19 protein-coding genes are annotated in these 20,357 nt (G+C 49.7%); 16 read left to right on the forward strand and 3 right to left on the reverse strand.

Annotated features, from left to right (window positions below; genetic code table 11):
• Nucleotides 1–195: 195 nt before the first annotated feature.
• On the reverse strand, nucleotides 196–1,035 hold the full coding sequence (locus tag V5T57_RS04805; RefSeq protein WP_332890027.1) for a tetratricopeptide repeat protein: 840 nt from the start codon (nucleotides 1,033–1,035) through the stop codon (nucleotides 196–198).
• A gap of 179 nt (nucleotides 1,036–1,214) precedes the next feature.
• Between V5T57_RS04805 and V5T57_RS04810 the strand changes: the two genes are divergently transcribed.
• The 3 genes from V5T57_RS04810 (at nucleotide 1,215) to V5T57_RS04820 (ending at nucleotide 6,323) form a co-directional block, all read left to right on the forward strand.
• Nucleotides 1,215–3,140: a PhoX family protein gene (locus V5T57_RS04810; RefSeq protein ID WP_332890028.1), complete on the forward strand. Its 1,926-nt coding sequence runs from the start codon at nucleotides 1,215–1,217 to the stop codon at nucleotides 3,138–3,140.
• A gap of 155 nt (nucleotides 3,141–3,295) precedes the next feature.
• Nucleotides 3,296–3,856 carry an invasion associated locus B family protein gene (locus V5T57_RS04815; RefSeq protein WP_332890029.1) on the forward strand — a complete coding sequence of 187 codons (561 nt, stop codon included), beginning with the start codon at nucleotides 3,296–3,298 and terminating at the stop codon, nucleotides 3,854–3,856.
• 460 nt (nucleotides 3,857–4,316) lie between these two features.
• The gene (locus V5T57_RS04820) at nucleotides 4,317–6,323 is read left to right on the forward strand and encodes a methyl-accepting chemotaxis protein (protein ID WP_332890030.1); all 2,007 of its coding nucleotides are present in this window, start codon (nucleotides 4,317–4,319) and stop codon (nucleotides 6,321–6,323) included.
• A 265-nt stretch (nucleotides 6,324–6,588) separates the two neighbouring features.
• Here V5T57_RS04820 and V5T57_RS04825 read toward each other — a convergent pair whose 3' ends face one another.
• Together V5T57_RS04825 and mazG are read right to left on the reverse strand one after the other, a co-directional pair.
• A complete protein-coding gene (locus V5T57_RS04825) occupies nucleotides 6,589–6,930 on the reverse strand; it encodes an STAS domain-containing protein (protein WP_332890031.1) in 342 nt (113 codons plus the stop codon).
• A 147-nt stretch (nucleotides 6,931–7,077) separates the two neighbouring features.
• Nucleotides 7,078–7,911, reverse strand: a complete 834-nt coding sequence (gene mazG / locus V5T57_RS04830) for a nucleoside triphosphate pyrophosphohydrolase (protein ID WP_332890032.1) — start codon at nucleotides 7,909–7,911, stop codon at nucleotides 7,078–7,080.
• A 322-nt stretch (nucleotides 7,912–8,233) separates the two neighbouring features.
• Between mazG and flgF the strand changes: the two genes are divergently transcribed.
• From flgF to V5T57_RS04895, 13 genes are all read left to right on the forward strand, one after another.
• Nucleotides 8,234–9,043: a flagellar basal-body rod protein FlgF gene (flgF, locus tag V5T57_RS04835; RefSeq protein WP_332890033.1), complete on the forward strand. Its 810-nt coding sequence runs from the start codon at nucleotides 8,234–8,236 to the stop codon at nucleotides 9,041–9,043.
• A gap of 77 nt (nucleotides 9,044–9,120) precedes the next feature.
• A complete protein-coding gene (gene flgG, locus V5T57_RS04840; protein WP_332890034.1) occupies nucleotides 9,121–9,912 on the forward strand; it encodes a flagellar basal-body rod protein FlgG in 792 nt (263 codons plus the stop codon).
• 80 nt (nucleotides 9,913–9,992) lie between these two features.
• On the forward strand, nucleotides 9,993–10,706 hold the full coding sequence (flgA, locus tag V5T57_RS04845; protein WP_332890035.1) for a flagellar basal body P-ring formation chaperone FlgA: 714 nt from the start codon (nucleotides 9,993–9,995) through the stop codon (nucleotides 10,704–10,706).
• Between the two features lie 55 nt (nucleotides 10,707–10,761).
• Entirely contained in the window at nucleotides 10,762–11,460 is a 699-nt protein-coding gene (locus V5T57_RS04850; protein WP_332890036.1) for a flagellar basal body L-ring protein FlgH, read from the forward strand.
• A 277-nt stretch (nucleotides 11,461–11,737) separates the two neighbouring features.
• Nucleotides 11,738–12,877 (forward strand): flagellar basal body P-ring protein FlgI, encoded by a 1,140-nt coding sequence (locus V5T57_RS04855; protein ID WP_332890037.1) that lies wholly within the window; start codon nucleotides 11,738–11,740, stop codon nucleotides 12,875–12,877.
• A complete protein-coding gene (locus V5T57_RS04860) occupies nucleotides 12,877–13,356 on the forward strand; it encodes a rod-binding protein (protein WP_332890038.1) in 480 nt (159 codons plus the stop codon). Before V5T57_RS04855 ends, V5T57_RS04860 begins: the two co-directional genes overlap by 1 nt.
• A gap of 170 nt (nucleotides 13,357–13,526) precedes the next feature.
• Nucleotides 13,527–13,844 (forward strand): flagellar biosynthesis anti-sigma factor FlgM, encoded by a 318-nt coding sequence (gene flgM, locus V5T57_RS04865; RefSeq protein WP_332890039.1) that lies wholly within the window; start codon nucleotides 13,527–13,529, stop codon nucleotides 13,842–13,844.
• Nucleotides 13,845–13,963: 119 nt separating this feature from the next.
• Nucleotides 13,964–14,470 (forward strand): flagellar protein FlgN, encoded by a 507-nt coding sequence (locus V5T57_RS04870; RefSeq protein ID WP_332890040.1) that lies wholly within the window; start codon nucleotides 13,964–13,966, stop codon nucleotides 14,468–14,470.
• A 163-nt stretch (nucleotides 14,471–14,633) separates the two neighbouring features.
• Nucleotides 14,634–14,867, forward strand: coding sequence for a carbon storage regulator CsrA (gene csrA, locus V5T57_RS04875; RefSeq protein ID WP_011714646.1), 234 nt, complete (start codon nucleotides 14,634–14,636; stop codon nucleotides 14,865–14,867).
• Nucleotides 14,868–15,007: 140 nt separating this feature from the next.
• Nucleotides 15,008–15,412: an acyl-CoA thioesterase gene (locus V5T57_RS04880; protein ID WP_332890042.1), complete on the forward strand. Its 405-nt coding sequence runs from the start codon at nucleotides 15,008–15,010 to the stop codon at nucleotides 15,410–15,412.
• An 800-nt stretch (nucleotides 15,413–16,212) separates the two neighbouring features.
• Entirely contained in the window at nucleotides 16,213–18,873 is a 2,661-nt protein-coding gene (locus V5T57_RS04885) for a CHASE3 domain-containing protein (protein WP_332890043.1), read from the forward strand.
• A 388-nt stretch (nucleotides 18,874–19,261) separates the two neighbouring features.
• Nucleotides 19,262–19,474, forward strand: a complete 213-nt coding sequence (locus V5T57_RS04890; protein WP_332890044.1) for a cold-shock protein — start codon at nucleotides 19,262–19,264, stop codon at nucleotides 19,472–19,474.
• A gap of 480 nt (nucleotides 19,475–19,954) precedes the next feature.
• Nucleotides 19,955–20,167 carry a cold-shock protein gene (locus V5T57_RS04895; RefSeq protein WP_332890045.1) on the forward strand — a complete coding sequence of 71 codons (213 nt, stop codon included), beginning with the start codon at nucleotides 19,955–19,957 and terminating at the stop codon, nucleotides 20,165–20,167.
• Nucleotides 20,168–20,357: the final 190 nt, after the last annotated feature.

The raw sequence follows: 20,357 nt of genomic DNA on the forward strand, positions 1-20,357 counted from the left end.
GGCCGAACAACCAATGCATCCGTACCGGGATCCATAACGCACCTTTCATAATGCAGTAGGCATGCCAAGTTTTCTGGTGAATTTATAAGTATATGAAATATAGCTGTATGAAGAACTTCTTTGGCAGGTTTTCCTGACAAGCGCTCTTTGACCATTTAAGCAAAAGGGGAAAAAATGACACCTTTTTGGCAGGTTTTACATGTAGAAGCCGTAGGGGTGGTTATAAATGGCCTCATCACGCCAAGGGGCCAGTTGTAAATCGATATGCTGGAGGGGGGCTTCCGGTAAACCTGCCAGCAGGTCAATACGCTGGTTAAGGGTTTGATTAAGGCTATGGAGCTGCTCTTCTGTGGTGTTGACATGAATACGCCAGCGTAGCCAAGCTGAGCTTGAGCTTGGTGTATCCTGATACTCACCATCTGTTGTTATGACAATATGTACAGCAGGGGCGCGCAGAATACCGGTGGGGTAGAGGTGATGTTCATGTAAGAGATCTGCAGCTTGTTGCGGTATGGCTGACACCATCTCATCGGTCCATTGATGTTGCTTAAGGAGCTCTTGAACCCCTTCTAAAAAATGAAACTGAGCCCGAAAAATAGGCTTGCTGGCCCGGATCGCTGCTTTGAGATGCTCGCCGGCCTCTAAAAAATGACCACAGAGTATGCAGTCCCGCATGATCTGCTGCTCAATACCGGGATGTTCTGGGTCAATCTCCATTGCCTTAAGAGAACGCTTGCGGGCATCGGCATAATAACCAAGCTTACGCAAAGAGAGAGCGTACTCCAAGTGGGTCTGGGGGTGGTTGGGGTTATGGTTGATGAGCTGTTTATAGTAGGTCTCCATGGCGCTGGGTTGACACTCCATACAGGCCAGACGCGCTAAAACCAGTGATGTTGTGACCGAATCCTCCCCCTGTAACTCCTCAGCTTCTTTACGAAGGCGTCGTAACGTAAAAGGATCGGGGTCAGGATCCTGGTTAAAGAGTTTGCTCACCGTTCGGTGCAGTTGCTTAACCGGTTTTTGAGTACGCATCATCTGAGCTCATGCCAAGGGTTGCTATGGTTTGATAGGACCGTTGATGGTTGGGTTCGTTCCACAAATCATTTCATCTATTTTTCCATATATGTGGGGCATTTTGCCATAAAGGCCATGAAACATTCACGGTAGGTAGGGTAGAGTAGCAAGATCTATTACGTATTATGAGGTCTGCAGCCATGCCAAAAAACTCTTCACAGCCCTTAAGCGATATAATCGAAGGTCGTTTAAGTCGACGAAATGCCTTAAAAGGGCTGATGGGTGGTGGGGCTGTGGTTGCCATGAGCAGCCTGCCTGGCGTGGCATGGGCCTGTGATGATGATGAAGAGGCGCTCCCCGAGATTGATCCAACCAGTTTTAACTTCCGCCGTTTGGATGATGAGATCCAGCACACTCACCGTGTCGCCGATGGCTATGAGGTGCAGACCCTGCTGAGATGGGGAGATCCGGTCTTGGCAGATGCCCCCCCCTTTGATCCTGAAAATCAAACGGCAGAGGCACAAAAAAAGCAATTTGGCTATAACAACGATTTTGTCACGTTTATGCCGCTGCCGGTGGGTAGTCAAAATGCCAACCATGGCCTGCTTTGCGTTAATCATGAATTCACCAAAAGCCGAATGATGTTCCCTGAGGAGCTCCGTGACAGTGATCTTCCGGAGGATGTTAAACGTGTTGCCGATGTTGAAATGGCCGCGCATGGTCACTCTGTGGTCGAGATCCGCCGCCAAGGGGTCGGTAAACCATGGGAGGTGGTGACACGTAGTCGCTACAACCAGCGTTTGACAGCTCTTGAGACAAAAATCCGTATCAGTGGTCCGGCTGCTGGTCATGTCGATCTGCAAACTCAAGAGGATCCAACCGGTCAGCTTTGTATTGGAACCCTGAATAACTGTGCAGGTGGTGTAACCCCATGGGGAACGGTGTTATTGGGCGAGGAGAATATTAACCACTATTTTGGGGGAGACCCCCAGATGACGGATCACCCATCGCGCTATACCATCATGGGAATACAAGGGCGTTCCTCCCACCGTTGGTCGGAAGTCTATGCCCGTTTTGATATTGAACAAACCCCCAATGAACCCAACCGCTTTGGATGGGTGGTTGAGGTGGACCCTTATGATCCAACGGCACGGCCTGTTAAACGCACAGCCCTGGGCCGGTTTAAGCATGAGGGGGCCACCTGTACGGTGCTACCTGATGGGCGTGTGGCGCTCTACAGTGGAGATGATACTGCGGGGGAGTTTCTCTATCGCTTTGTTACCCGCGATCGTTGGAATGCAACCAGTCGTCAAGCAAACCGTGATGTGTTGGATCATGGGACGTTATCGGTTGCTAAGTTTGAGGAAGATGGTTTTATCTCTTGGATTCCTTTGGTGCATGGTCAGCAGGGGTTAGAGGCTGACCAGGGGTTTCAAAGTCAGGCGGATGTTCTTATACAAACCCGTCGTGCGGCACGTGTGGTGGGGGCCACACCGCTGGATCGTCCAGAGGATGTCCAGGTTAATCCCTACTCTGGGCGTCTTTATGTGGCGTTAAGCAACAACTATAAGCGGCAAAAGAGTGATGCCGTTAATCCCAGGGCACCCAATATTTACGGTCATATTCTTGAGTTAACCCCCCCAATGGCGGCAGGTCCTGACCATGGGGCCGATCGATATATCTGGAATATCCTGCTGATGGGGGGGCCTTTGGATGAAAAATCAGGGAGTGCGTATAATGCCTATACAGAACAGTTTGGAAATTGGCTCGCAGGACCAGACAATTTTTCCTTCGACCGTCGTGGACGTATGTGGATCGCTACCGATCAAGGTGGCGCACAGATAAAAAGAGGGCATGCGGATGGTCTTTTTGCCTGTGATTTGCAAGGGATGGGACGTGCCCTACCCAAACGCCTTTTTAGCTGCCCCATGGGGGCAGAAATGTGTGGCCCAGCTTTTACGCCTGATGATCGGACACTTTTTTTAGCGGTGCAACACCCGGGGGAAGCTTCCGGGGTGACCTACGAAAATCCAGTGACGCGATGGCCCGATTTTAAAGAGACCATGCCTGCGCGTCCCTCCGTGGTGGCGGTTACCCATAAAAAAGGTGGGGAGATTGGTGGGTGAGCGCGGTTCTGTCTGTCTAAGGATCTTCCGGTGAGATCTATCGTTGCGGATTTTTGTATGCCGGGGTGCGCAAGCCCTCTACAAAGGTAGCGGGATATGCCAAAGTAGCATTCAGTATCGGTCTGCTTCTGTCCCACTTTTTTGTTGAGTCTACCATGCCTATCTATTTTTTCCTGTTTATGCTGTTGGCTATGGCGGTTTCTCCAGCCTCACTTCATGCTCAACGTATGAGTGATCTGCCAGCCAGTTCAGGTAGTAAACCCGCCACTTCTGCTCCCGCTGCGGTGCAAAAATTTGGTGCTTGGCAATTGGAGTGTGCAAAGACGAACAAAGCGGCAAAAAAATTATGCATGCTCAGAATTGTTGGTAAAGATCCTGAAACGCAAAAGCGTATTTTTGCCATTGCGATTATTCATCGTCCAGATGGCCGAAGAATTATGAGAATGGCCATGCCCCTGGGTGTGCACTTGATGGCCCCCAACCATTTAACGGTTGATACCAATAAAACCTGGAAATGGCGCTTGCCCATTACGCACTGTTTACCCGATGGCTGTCATGTTGTGATGCCGTGGGATGAGAAAATTGAACAAGCCTTTAAAAAAGGTGTTGAGGGCAAAATAACCGTACTGATGTTTACCAAAAGGGCTGTGAATATGCCTTTCCCCCTCAAAGGTTTTTCCAAAGGTATGCAAGCACTCAATAAGGCTATCCGCTAGGACTCTGTGGTTAAGCATAGAAAAAAAAGCACCCCTTATGCGGGTGCTTTTTTTGTGCTTAGGTTAGTTTTTGCTCTTCTGGGTGTCATTTATGCAGGAGGGAATGCATTTTTTTTGCGACAGATATAAGTGGATGGATAGGCTGCATAAGTGCTGTTTATGAATGAATGTAATTATACGAACATAAAAAACCAAAAACTTAACTAGATCTGAAAAATAAAAGTAATTAGAAATCAAGTTTATCCGGGTTTGTATGTGTTTTGGTGCATGCTTCCAAAACGTTACATATCTATTTCTTCATTGATATCTGCTTATATTTGAATAGAATGTCATGCCTGAAAACTCTAAAAACTCGTCCTGTGCCCACTTTTTGTGTCAGTGGTATCTCTTCTTTATGAGATAGATGCCTTAAGTACTGGTCAAGGTAGGTTCTGGTTTGTCCCAACATTGAGCCCATACAATGATCCAACTTTTTTTACGCCGATTCTCCATCCGTGCCCGATTATGGTTTCTCATCAGTATTGCTCTGGTGGCCATGACTGTTATGGGTCTGTTTGCCATTGTATCTCAACGTAGCATGTTGCTGGATGATCGTAAGGCTATTGTGCAAGGGCAGGTTGAGAGTCTTTACGCTCAAGTTGCCAGTTTTTATGATCGAGCTCAGCGCGGAGAGTTCGATCAGGCACATGCAAAAAAGTTATCCATCGATGCCGTTAATGCCATCCGCTTTGACGATAATAACTATCTTTGGATTAACGATATGGATGCGGTGATGGTTGCGCATCCCATCAAACCCAAGCTTAACGGTAAAAATCTAAGCGGTGCCAAAGATCCTAACGGCATCTTTCTTTTTAAGGACTTTGTGACTCAGGCTAAAAAAGAGCCCGGTTTTGTTCCCTATCAGTGGCCTAAACCCAACTTTGATCAGCCTGTAGATAAAATATCCTACGTTAAAGCCTTTAAACCATGGGGTTGGGTGATCGGTAGTGGTGTCTATTTGGATGATGTAGATGCCTTCTTCTTATCTGCCATGATGACATTCTCCCTTGGTCTTGCTGGGGTTTCCGTTGCACTGTTACTTTTATCCTGGTTTTTGGCGCGTAGTATTATTGTTCCTTTAGAAGGGCTCATCAATGTTGCCAACTCAATTGCAGAGGGGGATCTACGCATTGAACTGCCCCAATGTAGAAATGAGTTAGGCCGCCTTTCACGCGCTTTTTCCCGGATGGTGGGTGGGTTGCAGGAGATGTTTACTCAGCTGGGTGAGAGTGCGCAGCAACTGGATCGAAATGCCACAGATCTGGAGTCGGTCTCCATTGGGCTCGCGGCAAGCGCTGACCAGATGTCTTCCCAAACAACTCAGATGGACCATAGCTATGGCCGTATCCATGGTGATCTTAATCTGATCTGTAAGCAGGCTAAAGAGGTCTCAGGTTCTTTGGGCAGCGTCACCATTTCTGCGGATGAAGCCAGTAGCAACATGGTGCAGGTATCGGCCGCAACTGAGCAAGCCAGTGCCAACCTTAGTGCCGTCGCAGCTGCCTCTGAACAAGCCACCACGGGTATGAGCTATGTTCGTGAAGCTGCAGCACGAAGTGGGGATAGCTTAACAGAGGCTGGCAGTGCTGTGAGTATGATGGATAAAGCACTGGCCGAGATCCGCCAGCAGTGTGTCGCGGCATCCAGTGAAGCCCAGCAAGCCAGAGAAGAGGCTGAGCGTAGTTCTGTGGTTGTCTCTGATCTGACCACCGCAGCACGGGAAATTGGCAACGTGGTCTCTGTTATTAATAATATTGCGGGCCAAACCAATATGCTGGCGTTGAATGCAGCCATTGAAGCGGCTGGCGCTGGTGAGGCGGGTAAAGGGTTTGCCGTGGTGGCCAATGAGGTTAAAGAGCTGGCCAGTCAAACCTCAGACGCAACCCGCATGATCTCCAAGCATATTGAAGAAATTCAAAATGAAACCCAAACCGTCGGCGATGTGATGAACCATGTGACGGGTGCCATCGGATCCCTTAATGAAGCCAATGGCGAGATTTTGGCTGCTATTGAAGGGCAGACCGATGCTTTGGATCAGTTGGTAGAAACCATGGATGCCGTCTCTGGTGAATCCAATGAGGTTGTGCGCCGCGTTTCAGAATCTACTTCAGGTATTGAAGAGGTTAACCGGAATGTGGGTGAGATCTCTTTGGGTATTGAAGAGGTGACCAGAAACGTTTCTCAAGCCTCCATGGGGATTGATCAAATGGCCGGCGACGTGAACAATGTTGCCGAGACTAACCACAAGACCAATGAGCAGATGGGCAGTTCTGTCGATGAGGTACAAGCCTTGGCTTCACGGGTTGAGGAGATCAAGCAAGCCTCTGGTCAGATCAGTGTCATTGGACACCAAATTAATGAAAAAGCCTCCGGTGTAAACTCCATTGCCACCTCTCTGCGTCAACAGATTGGTAAATATCGGGTTTAGTCGAGCTGGACGTTTACACCCTTTGCCGTTCTGCGTTTGTGGTGCGGCAGAGGGTGGGTATTCTACAGTTACAATCGATTTCAGCTGTTTTTCTCTTTGCTATAACCTGCAAGCCACATCATGGCAGCGACCCCCCATAAGGGCAGGAGTTGCATCACAGTAAGCTGGTTCAGGAGCACTCCTACACCACTTGCGAGTACCACCCCCATGGCTATGGCATACCATAGATGACCGCGTTTGCGGTTGCTTATTGGTTCTTCTGTCATCATTCCTGCTCTAAAGATGATTCATCCACGATATGAAACAGCATATGCATATTGGCGACTTTGAACACTTGTTTAACGGCAGGGGCTAGGTTGCGAAGTGTAATGGGACACGCCTTCTGTTTAAGCTCCTGACGGAACATGATTAAAGTGCCGATGCCTGTACTGTCAATATAACCAAAATTTGAGCAGTCCACGGTCACCTTAAGGTGTTCTGGTATCTGGTGGGCTAAACCTAAATAGTTGGTGCTGGTGTTGAAATTGGGTGGTGCCTTAGGGGTTATGGCGATCTCTTGCTCAGTGACAACAAGCTCATAGTCTTGTGTTGAAGTTAAAGCGTGCATGGTAAAATTCCATAATTAGGGTGGTTCAAAATATTAAATAACGACCTTTTTATCTCTAGATGCAGGCTCATCCTAGGTGAAATATAACCAGAATACCATGTGATAGAGCGTGATTTTTTATGTAAAATGCGACTCTTTTTAAGGGCGTTATTGACCTAATTTTTTGGCTTCCTGCCATAGGGCTTCCATAGTGTCAAGATCGGCCTGTTCTACAGATTGCTGTTTGTGCTGTAGTTGATCTTCAATGTACCGGAACCGCCCCTCTACCTTATGGGTGCTTGCTCTTAGTGCGGTTTCTGGTTCAATATCCAAGCGCCGCGCCAAATTAACCAATGCAAATAACAGATCACCCAGCTCTTCCTTTTGACCGTCGCGGTCACCCTCTGCCCGAGCTTCAGCCAACTCATCAATCTCTTCACGGATTTTATCCAAAATGCCATCGGTATCAGGCCAGTCAAATCCGACTTTGGCCATTTTGTCCTGTACCTTCTTAGCCCATAGCAAAGCTGGCAGTTTGTTGGATAGACCGGCAAAGACAGAGTGGTCGGTACTCTCTTCCCCTCGGGCTTCACGTTCACGCTTTTTTAGATCTTCCCAGTTGGCGGCAACATCATCCGCACTGGCCAAATGCTCATCACCAAAGACATGAGGATGACGGTGGACCATCTTTTCAAAGACGGAACTGACCACCTGCTCCAGTGTAAAGCGGTTTTCTTCAGCGGCAATCTGGCTGTAGAAGACAATATGAAAAAGCAGGTCGCCCAGCTCTTTTTTAAGCTCCTGATCATCGTTGGTCTCTACAGCATGTAGTACTTCATAAACCTCTTCGACTGTATAGGGTAGAAGGGTTTTAAAGCTTTGATCCCGATCCCATGGACAGCCATCCGGGGCACGCAGTTGTTGCATCAGTTTTTCCAAGGCGCTAAAGGCTTGGGCAGCTGGTGAGGCAGGTTGCTTGGGGTCAGGAATTTTGGAGGACATGATTTCGGTCCATTTTTTGCGGCAGAGGATAGGGTGCACAGGTCTATGAGGTATGTGCGCAAGCATTGCGGCAGTTGTAGCCCGTTTAGGGGGCATGAGCAATGGTTGCTGGTTGGGCACTTTTTACCTGCCAAGAGATTTAGGGTGGGTGAGCGGAAAAAAATACCCCGGGCACGCAACACTGTTTTGGCAGGTTGTTGTTTTGTAAGATGATGAAAATAAAAGCAATAAAAGGTGTGTGTCGATAGTGGCACAGCGGTTGCTTTGAATGGGACAACCGGCACCATTGACGGTGCAAACCCAAGGAAGAGGGCTTCAGAACATGGATAGTGGTGTTTATGCAGCGGTTAACGGGGCAAGGCGTACAGAGTTACGTCTTTCCACACTGGCCAATAATCTGGCAAACGTTAATACCACCGGCTTTAAAGGGGAGAAACTCACCTTTGAATCCTTTATGACCTCTCCAGGTCCTGAGCTGCATCCGTTACCCACGGATGATTTTATGGGTTTGCGTGGTCCTGGTGATGTGCCATTTCCTTTTAGCAACCCTGCTTCTAACGCTTACCGCATGACCTATCCGGTTGCGTTTGAAACAGAGGTAAATTTGGAACAAGGCTCTTTGCAAGCAACTGGTAATCCTCTGCATGCAGCCATTGAGGGTGAAGGCTTTTTTGTCTTGAATGGCCCGGATGGACGCCGCTACACCCGTGATGGTTCCTTTGAAGTGAACAGTGTGGGTGAGCTGGTTAGTAAGGATGGATATCAAGTGGTGGGGCCTGGCGGTGAACCCGTTGTAGTGGGTGACGGCCCGGTGGTGATCGCAGCCGATGGTTTTGTGACCAGTAATGGGGAAGAGGTCGGATCCATTGCCCGTGTGATGTTGCCACCTAACCAGTTGGATAAAGTGGGGCAGAACCAGTATAAGGCGCCCCAGGAGTTGGAAATACCGGTTGAGGGTAATCAAGCTCAGCTGCATCAGGGTTTTTTAGAGGGCTCCAATAGCAACCCCATCCGCGCCATGACGCAGATGATCGAAGCACAACGGGCCTATGAGATGCATATTAAAATGATTCAAAACCTGGATAACCTGGATGATCAAGCGGTTAACCGCATCGGTCGCCTACAGGGTTAAGCCCCAGGTTTCATAAAGACAACGGGTTTGGCCTTGTAGGCCGAGCATAAAAGATACGATTCACAGGAGTCGACACCATGATTCGCGCACTCTGGACCTCCGCCACAGGTATGCAAGCACAGCAGACCAATATTGATGTGATTGCAAACAACTTGGCCAACACCAATACCGCGGGTTTTAAACGTTCACGGGCTGATTTTCAGGATCTGCTCTATCAGAACATGCGAGCAGCGGGTGCCGCGACCTCCCAATCCGGTAATCAGGTTCCAGTGGGTATTCAGCTGGGCCATGGTGTACGAACCGTCTCTGTGAGCAAAATGTTCACCCAAGGTGACTATGTTCAGACCGGTAATGAACTGGATATGGCTATTGAAGGTAAGGGCTTTTTCCAGATCCAAATGCCCGATGGTTCTACCGCTTACTCACGGGACGGAACCTTTAAACTCGATAACAGTGGCCAGATCGTCACAGCTGACGGTTATGTGTTGGACCCAGGTTTGACACTGCCCCAGAACGCCACCAACGTTGCGGTGGGGCCAGATGGCACCGTGGCCGTTAAGACACCTGATCAAGCTGACCTGACCGAGGTTGGTCAGATCCAGTTGGCTCAGTTTATTAACCCAGCCGGTTTGAATGCCATTGGCCGTAACCTCTACACCGAATCTGGTGCATCCGGTGCACCGGTTGTGGGTACTGCGGGTGAAGATGGTTTAGGCACAGTACAGCAGCAGTACTTGGAGCTCTCCAACGTCAATATGGTTGAGGAAATGGTCAATATGATCGCCTCCCAGCGGGCCTACGAGATTAACTCCAAAACCGTCCAGACCGCAGACGATATGCTGGGCAAAGTTGCCAGCATGAAGCGATAAGTACGGTAACTGAGTAACCCACGGTCCCGGTATCAGGGACCGTGGTTGTAAAAGCCAATCCAGGAAGGAGGAGGCGACAGATGAAAAGCCAACGCACCATCACCCTGATGCTACTACTCATGGGCCTGTTATGGTCCCAGGTGGCAGCTGCCCAAGTGCTCTCTCGTTATGAGATGGCTCGTGAGGCTGGGTTGAAGTTGCAGGAGCTTTTGCGTCTGCACCACCCCTCTTTGGAAAGCCGTAACCTCTACTTTCCGCGCAACCTGCGTCTGCCTGATGGCGATGTGGATTTGCAGTTGGATGCGTTGAGCCTGGATGACCGGCCTGGTCGTCAATCCCTACCGGTAACGGTACTGGTTGACGGCAACCCTCAGGCGGTTGTCGATGCTGTCGTGGTGATTCGTAAAAACGTGACCGTGGCTGTGCTCAAGCGCCCCGTGAAGCGTGGTGATGTTGTCTCCATGCGGGATATCGCCTGGAAGACCAAGCTGGTAAGCCGTGAAGGCTTTAACTATGTGGCTGATGTGCGGGAAGTGGTTAATAAGGCTGCGGTTCGTCCGCTGCGTGCAGACATTCCCTTAAAAGCTGCTTGGTTTGCCGAACCCATTGCGGTTGAGCGTGGTGAGCGGGTGCGGGTGCTGTTTAAAACAGGTGGGTTGACCATTCGAACCACCGGCGTTGCAGTAAAAGATGGCCGGGTAGGGGATGCCATAACCGTACGTAATCTTAGTAGTAATAAACGCTTCTTGGCCCGTGTGATGGCACCGGGGCATGTCCAAGCGGAAGGTTTATAATCCACGGAGTTGGATGGGGCTTGCGACAAGCCCAGATGAAACAGGAGTGGTTTCCATGCGTAAGAATGTGCAAACGATGATCTTGGGGGCTGTGGCCCTGGCGCTTCTCTCAGGTTGCGGTATGACCCGTGCAACCCAGCGCCCCGCAACACCGCAAGCGATCATTAAGGCTCAACCCCCGGAGTTGATGAACCCCAATAAGGGATCCCTCTGGAACAGTGGCGGCCGCAATACCTTATTTACCGACTCCAAAGCCCGTTTTGTGGGGGATTTGATCACGGTGAATGTGGCAGAAACCTCATCTGCGCAAAAGAGTGCCAAAACAGAGCTTAAGCGTGAAGCAGAAAGTGAAGTGGCGTTAGGTGGTCTGTTTGGTTTGACCTCGGCCCTTCAATCCGGTGGGTTGTCCAAGTTTGTGGATAGCAACACCATGACCGGTAATCATGACCATACCGGTGAAGGTACCACTTCTCGTAACAGTACATTTACGGCGACCATTACCTGCCAAGTGACGGAAGTTATGGCCAATGGCAATCTGCGTATTGAGGGGCGTCGGGATATTACCGTTAACCATGAGAACCAGTTCATTATCCTCTCGGGGATTATTCGCCCTGAGGATATCGCCAACAATAACTCGGTGAGTTCGGCACAAATTGCCGACGCCCGCATCGACTACTCCGGTGACGGTGCGCTGGATGATCAGCAAAAGCCCAGTTGGTTGAACCGATTCTTTACCAATTTCCGCATCATCTAAACAAAAGAATGGTGATTGGGGAAAGGTCAATAGGCCGCCCCAGACCCATTGGATGATGCCGAGCAAGTTCCCGTTGTTGCTGGCTTATGGTGAAGCTAGCGTTGATTCGTCAGTGTCCAGTCTGACCCGGGTCTCTCCCCTGAGATCCGGGATTTTTTTTCTTCTACGCCTTTCTTCTCTTCTTTTATCCAATTGGCCTTCTGATTGCATCGTTCCATACACGCTCATGGATTGGGCGTCAATGTCTTGAGTAACTTGTAGCGAAGGCGACTAGATCATGAAGATGCGCGCTGAACGCAGAGGGGCCGGTCGACTGGGTCGATTTACCGTTCTGGCACTGTCGGTGGCCATGGGTATGGGGGCAATGTTAAGCACTGCGCCTGCCGAAGCGGCCCGGCTAAAAGATATCGTGGCGATTGAAGGGGTGCGTGATAACCCCTTGAACGGCTACGGTTTGCTGGTTGGTTTAAATGGCACCGGCGACTCCAGTGCTGCTTTTACCCAGCAATCTATGCAACAGATGTTGCAGCGTATGGGTATTAGTATGAATACGCTGCCCAAAGTCAAAAACGTGGCGGCTGTCGTGGTTACGGCAACGCTTCCACCTTTTGCCCGTCAGGGTAATAAGTTGGATGTAACGCTCTCTTCTTTGGGGGATGCGAAAAGCCTGGAAGGCGGCACGTTGGTGATGACACCTCTGCGTGCAGCCGATGGCCGTATTTATGCGGTGGCCCAAGGGCCTGTGTCGGTTGGGGGCTTCTCCGCCGGTGGTGGGGGGGGCAATGTGCAGAAAAACCACCCCACGGTTGCACGTATCTCTGGTGGGGCAACGGTTGAACGGGAAGTTCGGTTTAATCTGGCCCGCGAAAATAATCTGCAACTATCCTTAAATAATCATGATTTCACCACAGCCAATCGGGTTGTGCGTGCCATCAATAGTCTGTTTGGTGAGCCTTTGGCCCGCGCAACGGACTCCGGTACAGTCAAAGTTCAGGTACCGGCCTCTTATCGCGGTCGTGTGGTGGAGTTTATCTCTCGCCTGGAAGCGGCTGAGGTGGAAGTAGACACCCGGGCCCGTGTGGTGGTGAACGAGCGTACTGGAACCATTGTTATGGGGGAGAATGTGCGGGTTTCAACCGTTGCGCTCTCTCATGGTTCTTTAAGTATTCGTATTACCGACGAACCCCAGGTGAGCCAGCCTAATGCGCTGGCAGGTGGTGAAACAGCGGTGGTCAACCAGCGGAATGTTGAAGCCACGGAGCAAGATGCCCGTCTCATTGAGATGGAAGAGGGGGTTACCCTGGGCGATCTGGTCAAAGGGCTGAATAACCTGGGGGTCACCCCGCGTGATTTGATTGCCATTCTACAGGCGATCAAAGCATCAGGTGCCTTGCAAGCTGACCTGGAGACCATGTGATGACCGGTTTTCTTCCCACCAATGCCCAAGGTGTCATGATGCAGCAAATGGCGGGTGGTCAGGTACGGCATAGTACCTCTGGCCGGAGCAACAACCCCGCTATTGCAGGTGCCAATCGCAACAAAAACCAAGTTCAGCTTTCACCGCGTGAAGAGAAAACACTGCGTAAAGCAGCAGCCAACTTTGAAGCGATGTTTATCAAACAGCTGCTGGGATCAATGCGCAAGACGGTGCCTGATTTTGGTGATGGCGGTTTAATGCGCAAAAGTAATGGCGAAAAGATTTTCCGAGATATGTTGGATCAGGAATATGCAGACGTGGCCAGTAAAGGCAACGGGGGCTTGGGTCTAAAAGAGGCCATTTATGAGCAGCTAACCCGTCGTCCAGGTGGGCGCCCAGGTGGTGCGATCAATCCATCTTTAGAGGCGCTAAAAGCCCAACAGGCTGCCATGCAAGCCCAGGAGAACCGTCAACGATAAGTTGGCGCGGGTTATGCAAAATAAAACGGTACTCCCTTCGGTGAGTCGATATTAAAGAGAATGGGATCTGTGATGGTATCAAATCCCAGATCTGTTCATAAAGGCACCTTGCGCCAGCATCGTGCCAGCGCCCAGAGCGGGCACGGGGAACGTCAATGGAGTGGACACCCATGAGAATCAAAGGGTTGGGTTCAGGTAAGCTGGAGCGTATCACCGGTAATAACCGGGTTGGTGCGGAGAGCAGTGTGGGCAAGGGTCGCTCATCCAAAGCTGGTTCCAGCCGTGGCCGTGATGATGTTGCGCTTTCAGAAGGGGCGCGAATTGCCGGTCAAGCTGGGGAAGCGGTACAAAGTTCCCCTGAACTACGGATGGAGCTTGTGCAGCCCATTAAAGAAGCACTGGCTTCCGGTACCTATAACGTCTCCAGCTTGGATGTAGCCGATAAAATGCTGCGTCAGGTGCTGATGGAGCGTAAGCAGTCTTTATAAGATCGGTATAGGCCTGCCAGCCATACCGTTTGAAAAATCACCAGAGGGGTGCAATGGATGCACACCTTTGACAGCAGGGTTTTTACCCTCTGTTGCGTCATTGACCAGGAGTTTTAGCCATGCAAGCGACCATGCAAGAACATACCAGTGCTCTTATTGGGGTGATGGATGAACTGAATGAACATTTCCAGAAGGTGCTGGGCCTGTTTGAGCGGGAGCGTGATGCCCTGAGCCGTCGGGATATTGAAGAGATGGAGAACACTTCTGCCACCATCGGCCAGGCATTGGAAGATGCGCGGGTGATTGAAGTTCGCCGTCAACACTTCACCGGTAATTTGGCCCAAAACCTGGGTATGCCAGCTCGGGGTGCCAAATGGGATCAGCTGACCAGCCGTCTGGATACCGATGATGCGCGCCCCTTACGTAAAGCCCGTAACCGACTGCGTGCAACACTGTTTGCCGTGGAACATGCCAACCGCATGAATCAAGCTGCGTTCCGTGGTGTGCAAGCTGCCACGGATAGTATTTTGAATATTCTGCATGGTGGTAATGGTAGCTATGATCGTAGTGGTACCCGCCAACAGGCCTCTACGGGTGCAACAAGCTTTTTGTCTAAGCAGTTATAAGTTTTTGATGCTTTGAGCATCTTTTTGGGGTGGTTCAGGAAGAGCCCCCCCGTTTCGATCCCTGGGGGGTCAACCCCAAGGGGAACGAGACCGCACCATGCGGTACGTTTGGGCCCTGCTGCCACAGGTCCCAACACATACAAGACCTAGAGGAACGTAGGTTATGCTGATTTTGACACGGAGAGTCGGAGAGAGTCTGCACATCGGGGATGATATTAAGATCACCCTGCTGGGCATTAAGGGGAACCAGGTTCGTATCGGTATCGATGCGCCCCGGGATGTGGAGGTGCATCGTGAAGAAATTTACGACCGTATCCGCCGTGAAACCCGTAAGGCCAACCGTCGTACGGCGGAAGAAACCTTAGATCAAGCTTCACGCTTGCTCTCGCAAAAGTAAAAAACCGTCAGTTTGTATCCAAAAGCCGTTCCTTGCATAGGAGCGGCTTTTTTGTTTGGGGTCTGAATGTCATACTGAAAAAAGCATGTCGTATTTTTTAATGTGTTCTAAGGATCAGATTGACCAGCGGAGATTGTATCATGTCAGCTGAAAAACCCAGTGAAGTTACCATTCGCACCTTGGCCATGCCTTCAGATACCAACCCTTCTGGTGATATTTTTGGGGGGTGGGTCATGTCCCAAATGGATCTGGCCGCAGGTATTTGTGCGGGGCAACGTGCCATGCGACGGGTTGTAACGGTGGCGGTGGATGCCATGAGCTTTATCCAGCCTGTTCAAGTTGGGGATGTGTTGTGTGTCTATACCCAGGTTGTCTCTGTGGGGCGTACTTCTATGACCATTTTGGTGGAGGCCTGGGCACGTCGGGATCGTATTGGTGAACGCGTTAAAGTAACACAAGCGCATTTTAAGTTTGTGGCTTTGGATGATGATGGTAAACCAACGCCTATCCCCGCGTTGGACCCCCATCAATCTACAGGGTGTTAAGCAATGGGGCTTTTGTGTGCTCTGATCGTTCAAGGGGGCTCTTCGCTGTGAGCACGTCTTGGCTGGTGGGCTGGCGATGAACAATGGACATTATGAGTGCTCGTCTTATGTAATTTTATAAGATCTAAAGTCGATGAATTCATGAATAACTAGAGTTTATATAATGTTCAGTTAATAAATAATATCCACAGCCTTTTTAGATTTACATTACAAATAACAGACTGTTGTTGTTGGGCGGGGGAAGAGACTTGAGCGTTAGAGTCGTATGATTGGTGATCTTGTTAAGGTCATACTCGCTTTGAAGCTGTGGGTGATTGTTCTCGTATTTTAAGAGAAATAGATTGAAACTCAGTGCACGCTGTTTTGTTCTTTTGATATAAGTGGTTTGTCGTGTAGGTTGGTCATGCCCTTTTTATAAAATAAGCTTGAGTAAAAACATCTTGTTAACGTGTGTTAAGTAAGATCCCTTCATGGTCAGTAGACTCTGTATGAATGGCGGCGTGTTGTTAGAGGATCGGATGGCTTGATAATATTGAAGGTTGGTTTTACTTTGGCCAAAATTAAGCATTACATGGGATGAATCTAATTATTAGAATATCAGTATGATGTGATTGTGGTATATCAATCGCTGTTTTATGTGCTTTTATACCTAATATGTAGTCTTTTGATTGCAGCTTTTGCAGGAATGAGTATTCTAGATTGTAGATTGGTTACCCTTTGTTAAAAAGGGGCTCCCATTAGATTTGGGATGAGGGATGGGGTTTGGTGGTGTGGCATCAACGGTTTAGAAGGGTGAAATCATGAATCTCGGGTTGCGTGGGAAAATTCTGGTAGGTATGGCGGTGCCGGTTCTTTTATTGCTGGTACTGGGGCTTGTGGCCATTACCAGTATCAATAAGATTTCACAAACCAACAAGTGGGTGGAACATACCTATAATGTGCTCTCTGAGTCTTCGACAATCGTCTCCTCAGCTGTGGATATGGAGACCGGTATGCGTGGCTACTTGCTGGCCGGTAAAGAAGTCTTTTTAGATCCTTATAAAACAGGTGAAACAAGTACCTATGCAGAGATCCGTAAGCTGCAGCAGGTGGTGAATGATAACCCCACTCAAGTTGGACGTTTACGTGAGGTAGAGAGTACCCTGAAAGCTTGGCAAAAAGATGTGACTGAGCCCACCATTGGCCTGCGACGCCAAATTGGTGATGCTGAGACCATGAATGATATGGCCAAGCTGGTGGGAGAGGCCCGTGGCAAGGTCTTCTTTGATAAGTTCCGTGGGCAGATTGGGACCTTTATTCAACGGGAGATGACCTTGTTGGAGAAAAGGCGTGCTGATTTTGCCAAGGCACAAAGTGCAGTTAACGCCAATATTGAAAAGGTTAATCAAACCTCCAAGTGGGTTTCCCATACCCATGCGGTTTTAGCTCAGTCGGCTACCATTGTGGCCCATGCGGTGGATATGGAAACCGGTATGCGTGGTTTTCTGGTCGCGGGTGAAGAGGATTTTCTGGAGCCGTACCATGCTGGCCAAACGGGATTTGATAAAGATATACAGTCCTTACAGCAGACTGTGAGTGACAACCCGCCTCAAGTTGCCCGGTTAAGAAAAGCGCAACAGTTGATCACAGATTGGAACAATCAGGTGGTCAAGCCGGTTTTGGAGCTGCGCAAGCAGGTTCGTTCAGGTGGGGCAACGCTGGCACAAGTTGATGCCTATGTTTCAAAGAAAAAGGGTAAAGCTTTTTTTGATGCCTTCCGTGGCACCATGGCCGAGTTTAGAGAGATTGAACGTGGCTTGATGGAAAAGCGGCAAAATGAGGCGGTGGCGATCCGTACGCAGATTGCTGAAAAGCTTAAGACCATGCAAGAGAATGAAGCATGGGTAACCCATACCTATAAAGTAATCTCGCAAGCCAATCATATCCTGGCCTCCGCTGTGGATATGGAGACAGGTATGCGTGGTTACTTGCTGGCAGGTAAAGAGGATTTTCTGGCCCCTTACACAAAGGGTGGCGATCAGTTTATGACCCTGGTGGCTTCCATGAAGCAAACCGTCAGTGATAACCCGGCCCAGGTTGGTTTGCTTACAGAGATGCAACAGACCATTACCACCTGGAAAAAAGAGGTGACTGAACCGACCATTGCACTACGCCGCCGCATAGGTAGTGCCAAAACCATGGATGACATGGCAGATCTGGTGGCTGAGGCACGGGGTAAGGTCTATTTTGATAAATTCCGTGGCATTATGGGGGAGTTTCAGTCAGAAGAAGCCGCTTTGATGGGTAAACGTAAAGCGACGAATGAGGCCACGGTCTCCAATACGTTTAATACCATCTATTTGGCTATTCTTATTGCGGTTTTAGTTAGTATTGCCATCGCTTGGTACATTAGCCGCAACGTCCTGCGTCAAGTGGGCGGTGAGCCACCTGAGATTGCCGAGCTGACCCGCCGGGTTGCCGAGGGTGATCTAACCATTCGTCTGGATCAAGCCGGTGAGGCCGCGGGTATCTTCCTGGCTGTTAAGAATATGGTCGAGCGGCTTCGCCATATTGTTGGGCAGGTTCAGGGTGCATCGGATAATGTTGGCAATGGTAGCCAGGAGATGTCCGCCTCCTCAGATACTCTCTCCCAAGGTGCTTCTGAGGCCGCAGCCAGCGTGGAAGAGACCTCCTCCGCCATGGAGCAGATGGCCAGTAATATTGCACAGAACTCAGAAAATGCGCAGCAGACCCAAGCCATTGCTGAGCAAGCTTCACAAGATGCCCGAGAGGGGGGTGCCGCGGTTGAGCAAGCTGTTACCGCTATGAAAGAGATTGCGGATAAAATCTCGATCATTGAAGAGATCGCCCGCCAAACCAACCTTCTGGCCCTTAATGCCGCCATTGAGGCCGCACGGGCTGGTGAGCATGGTAAAGGTTTTGCTGTGGTGGCTGCAGAGGTACGTAAACTGGCGGAACGCTCCCAGACGGCTGCCAGTGAAATTTCTCAACTATCCTCTTCTTCTGTCGAGGTCTCTGAGCGGGCAGGCACCATTATCAATAAGCTTGTTCCGGATATTCAAAGAACCGCAGAGCTTGTTTCTGAGATCACCTCTGCTTCTATGGAGCAAAACCAGGGTGTGGATCAGATCAACCGGGCGATCCAACAGTTGGATGTGGTTATTCAGCAAAATGCCGGTACCGCAGAAGAGATGTCTGCCAACGCTGTTGAGTTAACGGGCCAGGCTAATCAATTGTTAGATACCGTAGGCTTTTTCAGAATGCCCGGCGGGCAGGTTTCGCCAGGCCAGCAGGTGGCTAGCCGTGCGGTGGGCCGGGCAGCCCCCAAGCAAATTAGTGCGGCACCAAGACCAAAAGCGGCAGCACCTAAAGCAGAGCCTGTGGCCGCAGTGCCATCTGAAGGGGTGGAAATCCGCTTGGATGACCGTGGGGATGATGATGCGGACTATCAGCGCTTCTAAAGCGTTGTAACGCCTCTGTACAGGTGAAGTGGTCCGCACTAGAGGGTGGGTGCTACATGGGATGAATAGAGAGGGGGTTGGCTTTGGCCAGTCCCCTCTCTTTTTGTCTGCTGGTTTCTTCTTGGCTGGGATCCGTAGGGCGGGGTGTTTTTTTTGTTGAAATCCATGAAAGGCTGTGTCTAACTGGTTTTAAGGATATTTGGATGCTGTTTTGAAGATCTTGTTCCACGCTGATTGACTGCCTGTTTTTGGCGTTTGTTCTTTAGTACCTTCACTTCATTTGAGTGGGGGGATGGATGACTTGAGCTTGCAGTGTAGGATCTCCGCTGGCATGGCCTCATCGATAGCACCAGATGATTTGCTAACGGTTAATGTAGGGGTATGATTGATGGCTGAACGTGAAACCGGTACGGTGAAATGGTTTAACGACACCAAGGGTTTTGGCTTTATTGAACGTGATGGCGGTAAAGGTGATGCATTTGTTCATCACTCTGCCATCAGTGCAACGGGCTTCCGTTCTCTGCAAGAAGGTCAAAAAGTTGAATTTTCCGTGGTAGATGGTCAAAAAGGGGTAGCGTGTGAAAATGTGGTGGTGATCTAAACCCACACCATTTTTAACGCAAAAAATGAAGAGGCTGTCCTTTTTTACACAAGGGCAGCCTTTTTTAATGATTTTATCTCTAACCAAAGGGGGTAGAATTTTGTGGGTAGTTAGGTGATCTGGTGAGATAATACGGTGATTTTTGTGTAATATATGCTAATTTATATGTTGTTCAATAGTCTGCTATTACAGTAGGTTGTGTTGCTAAGGGTGGTGATGAAACTTGCTTTTTTCGATATCGAAAAGTTTTGGGTTGTCTTTTTCGGTAAGCTCTCTATTATTAGGTCCCAATTAGTTTGGATGCTGTTTTGTTAGCACATTACCCACGCGATTAACTGCACACGGGTTTCGCTGTTAGCTTAGGATCTTTTGGATCATTAAGTTCTCAGATGTAACGTCCGTCGCAGCTTTGGATCACTGGCGGTAAACGCTTCATCATTGCGCCAAGACCCTATGGAAAGTTTGTGAAGGAGTATCATCATGTCAGAACGCGAAACCGGTACCGTAAAATGGTTCAACGACACTAAAGGCTTTGGCTTTGTAGAGCGCGAAAATGGTAAAGGCGACGCCTTTGTTCACCATTCAGCCATCAACGCCACAGGCTTCAAGTCCCTGAGCGAAGGTCAGAAGGTGGAATTCACCGTCGTGGCCGGCCAAAAAGGGGCTGCTTGCGAGAACGTTGTTGCTCTCTAAGCAACGCCGCAAGATAGTTTGACAAAAAGACCGCCCTTCTGGGGCGGTTTTTTTATGTCTCAATTTTGGTGTGCTGCAAAGAGCGTCTCTCACCTGGCGCTTTGCTAGAGTGTTGGCATCCCCTCCTTTTTAGTCTGGCGCTGCAGTGGGTGTTCGCTGTAGTAGGTGGTCTGCTTACACTCTGTTTAGC

Source organism: Magnetococcus sp. PR-3, from assembly GCF_036689865.1.
GTDB lineage: Bacteria > Pseudomonadota > Magnetococcia > Magnetococcales > Magnetococcaceae > Magnetococcus.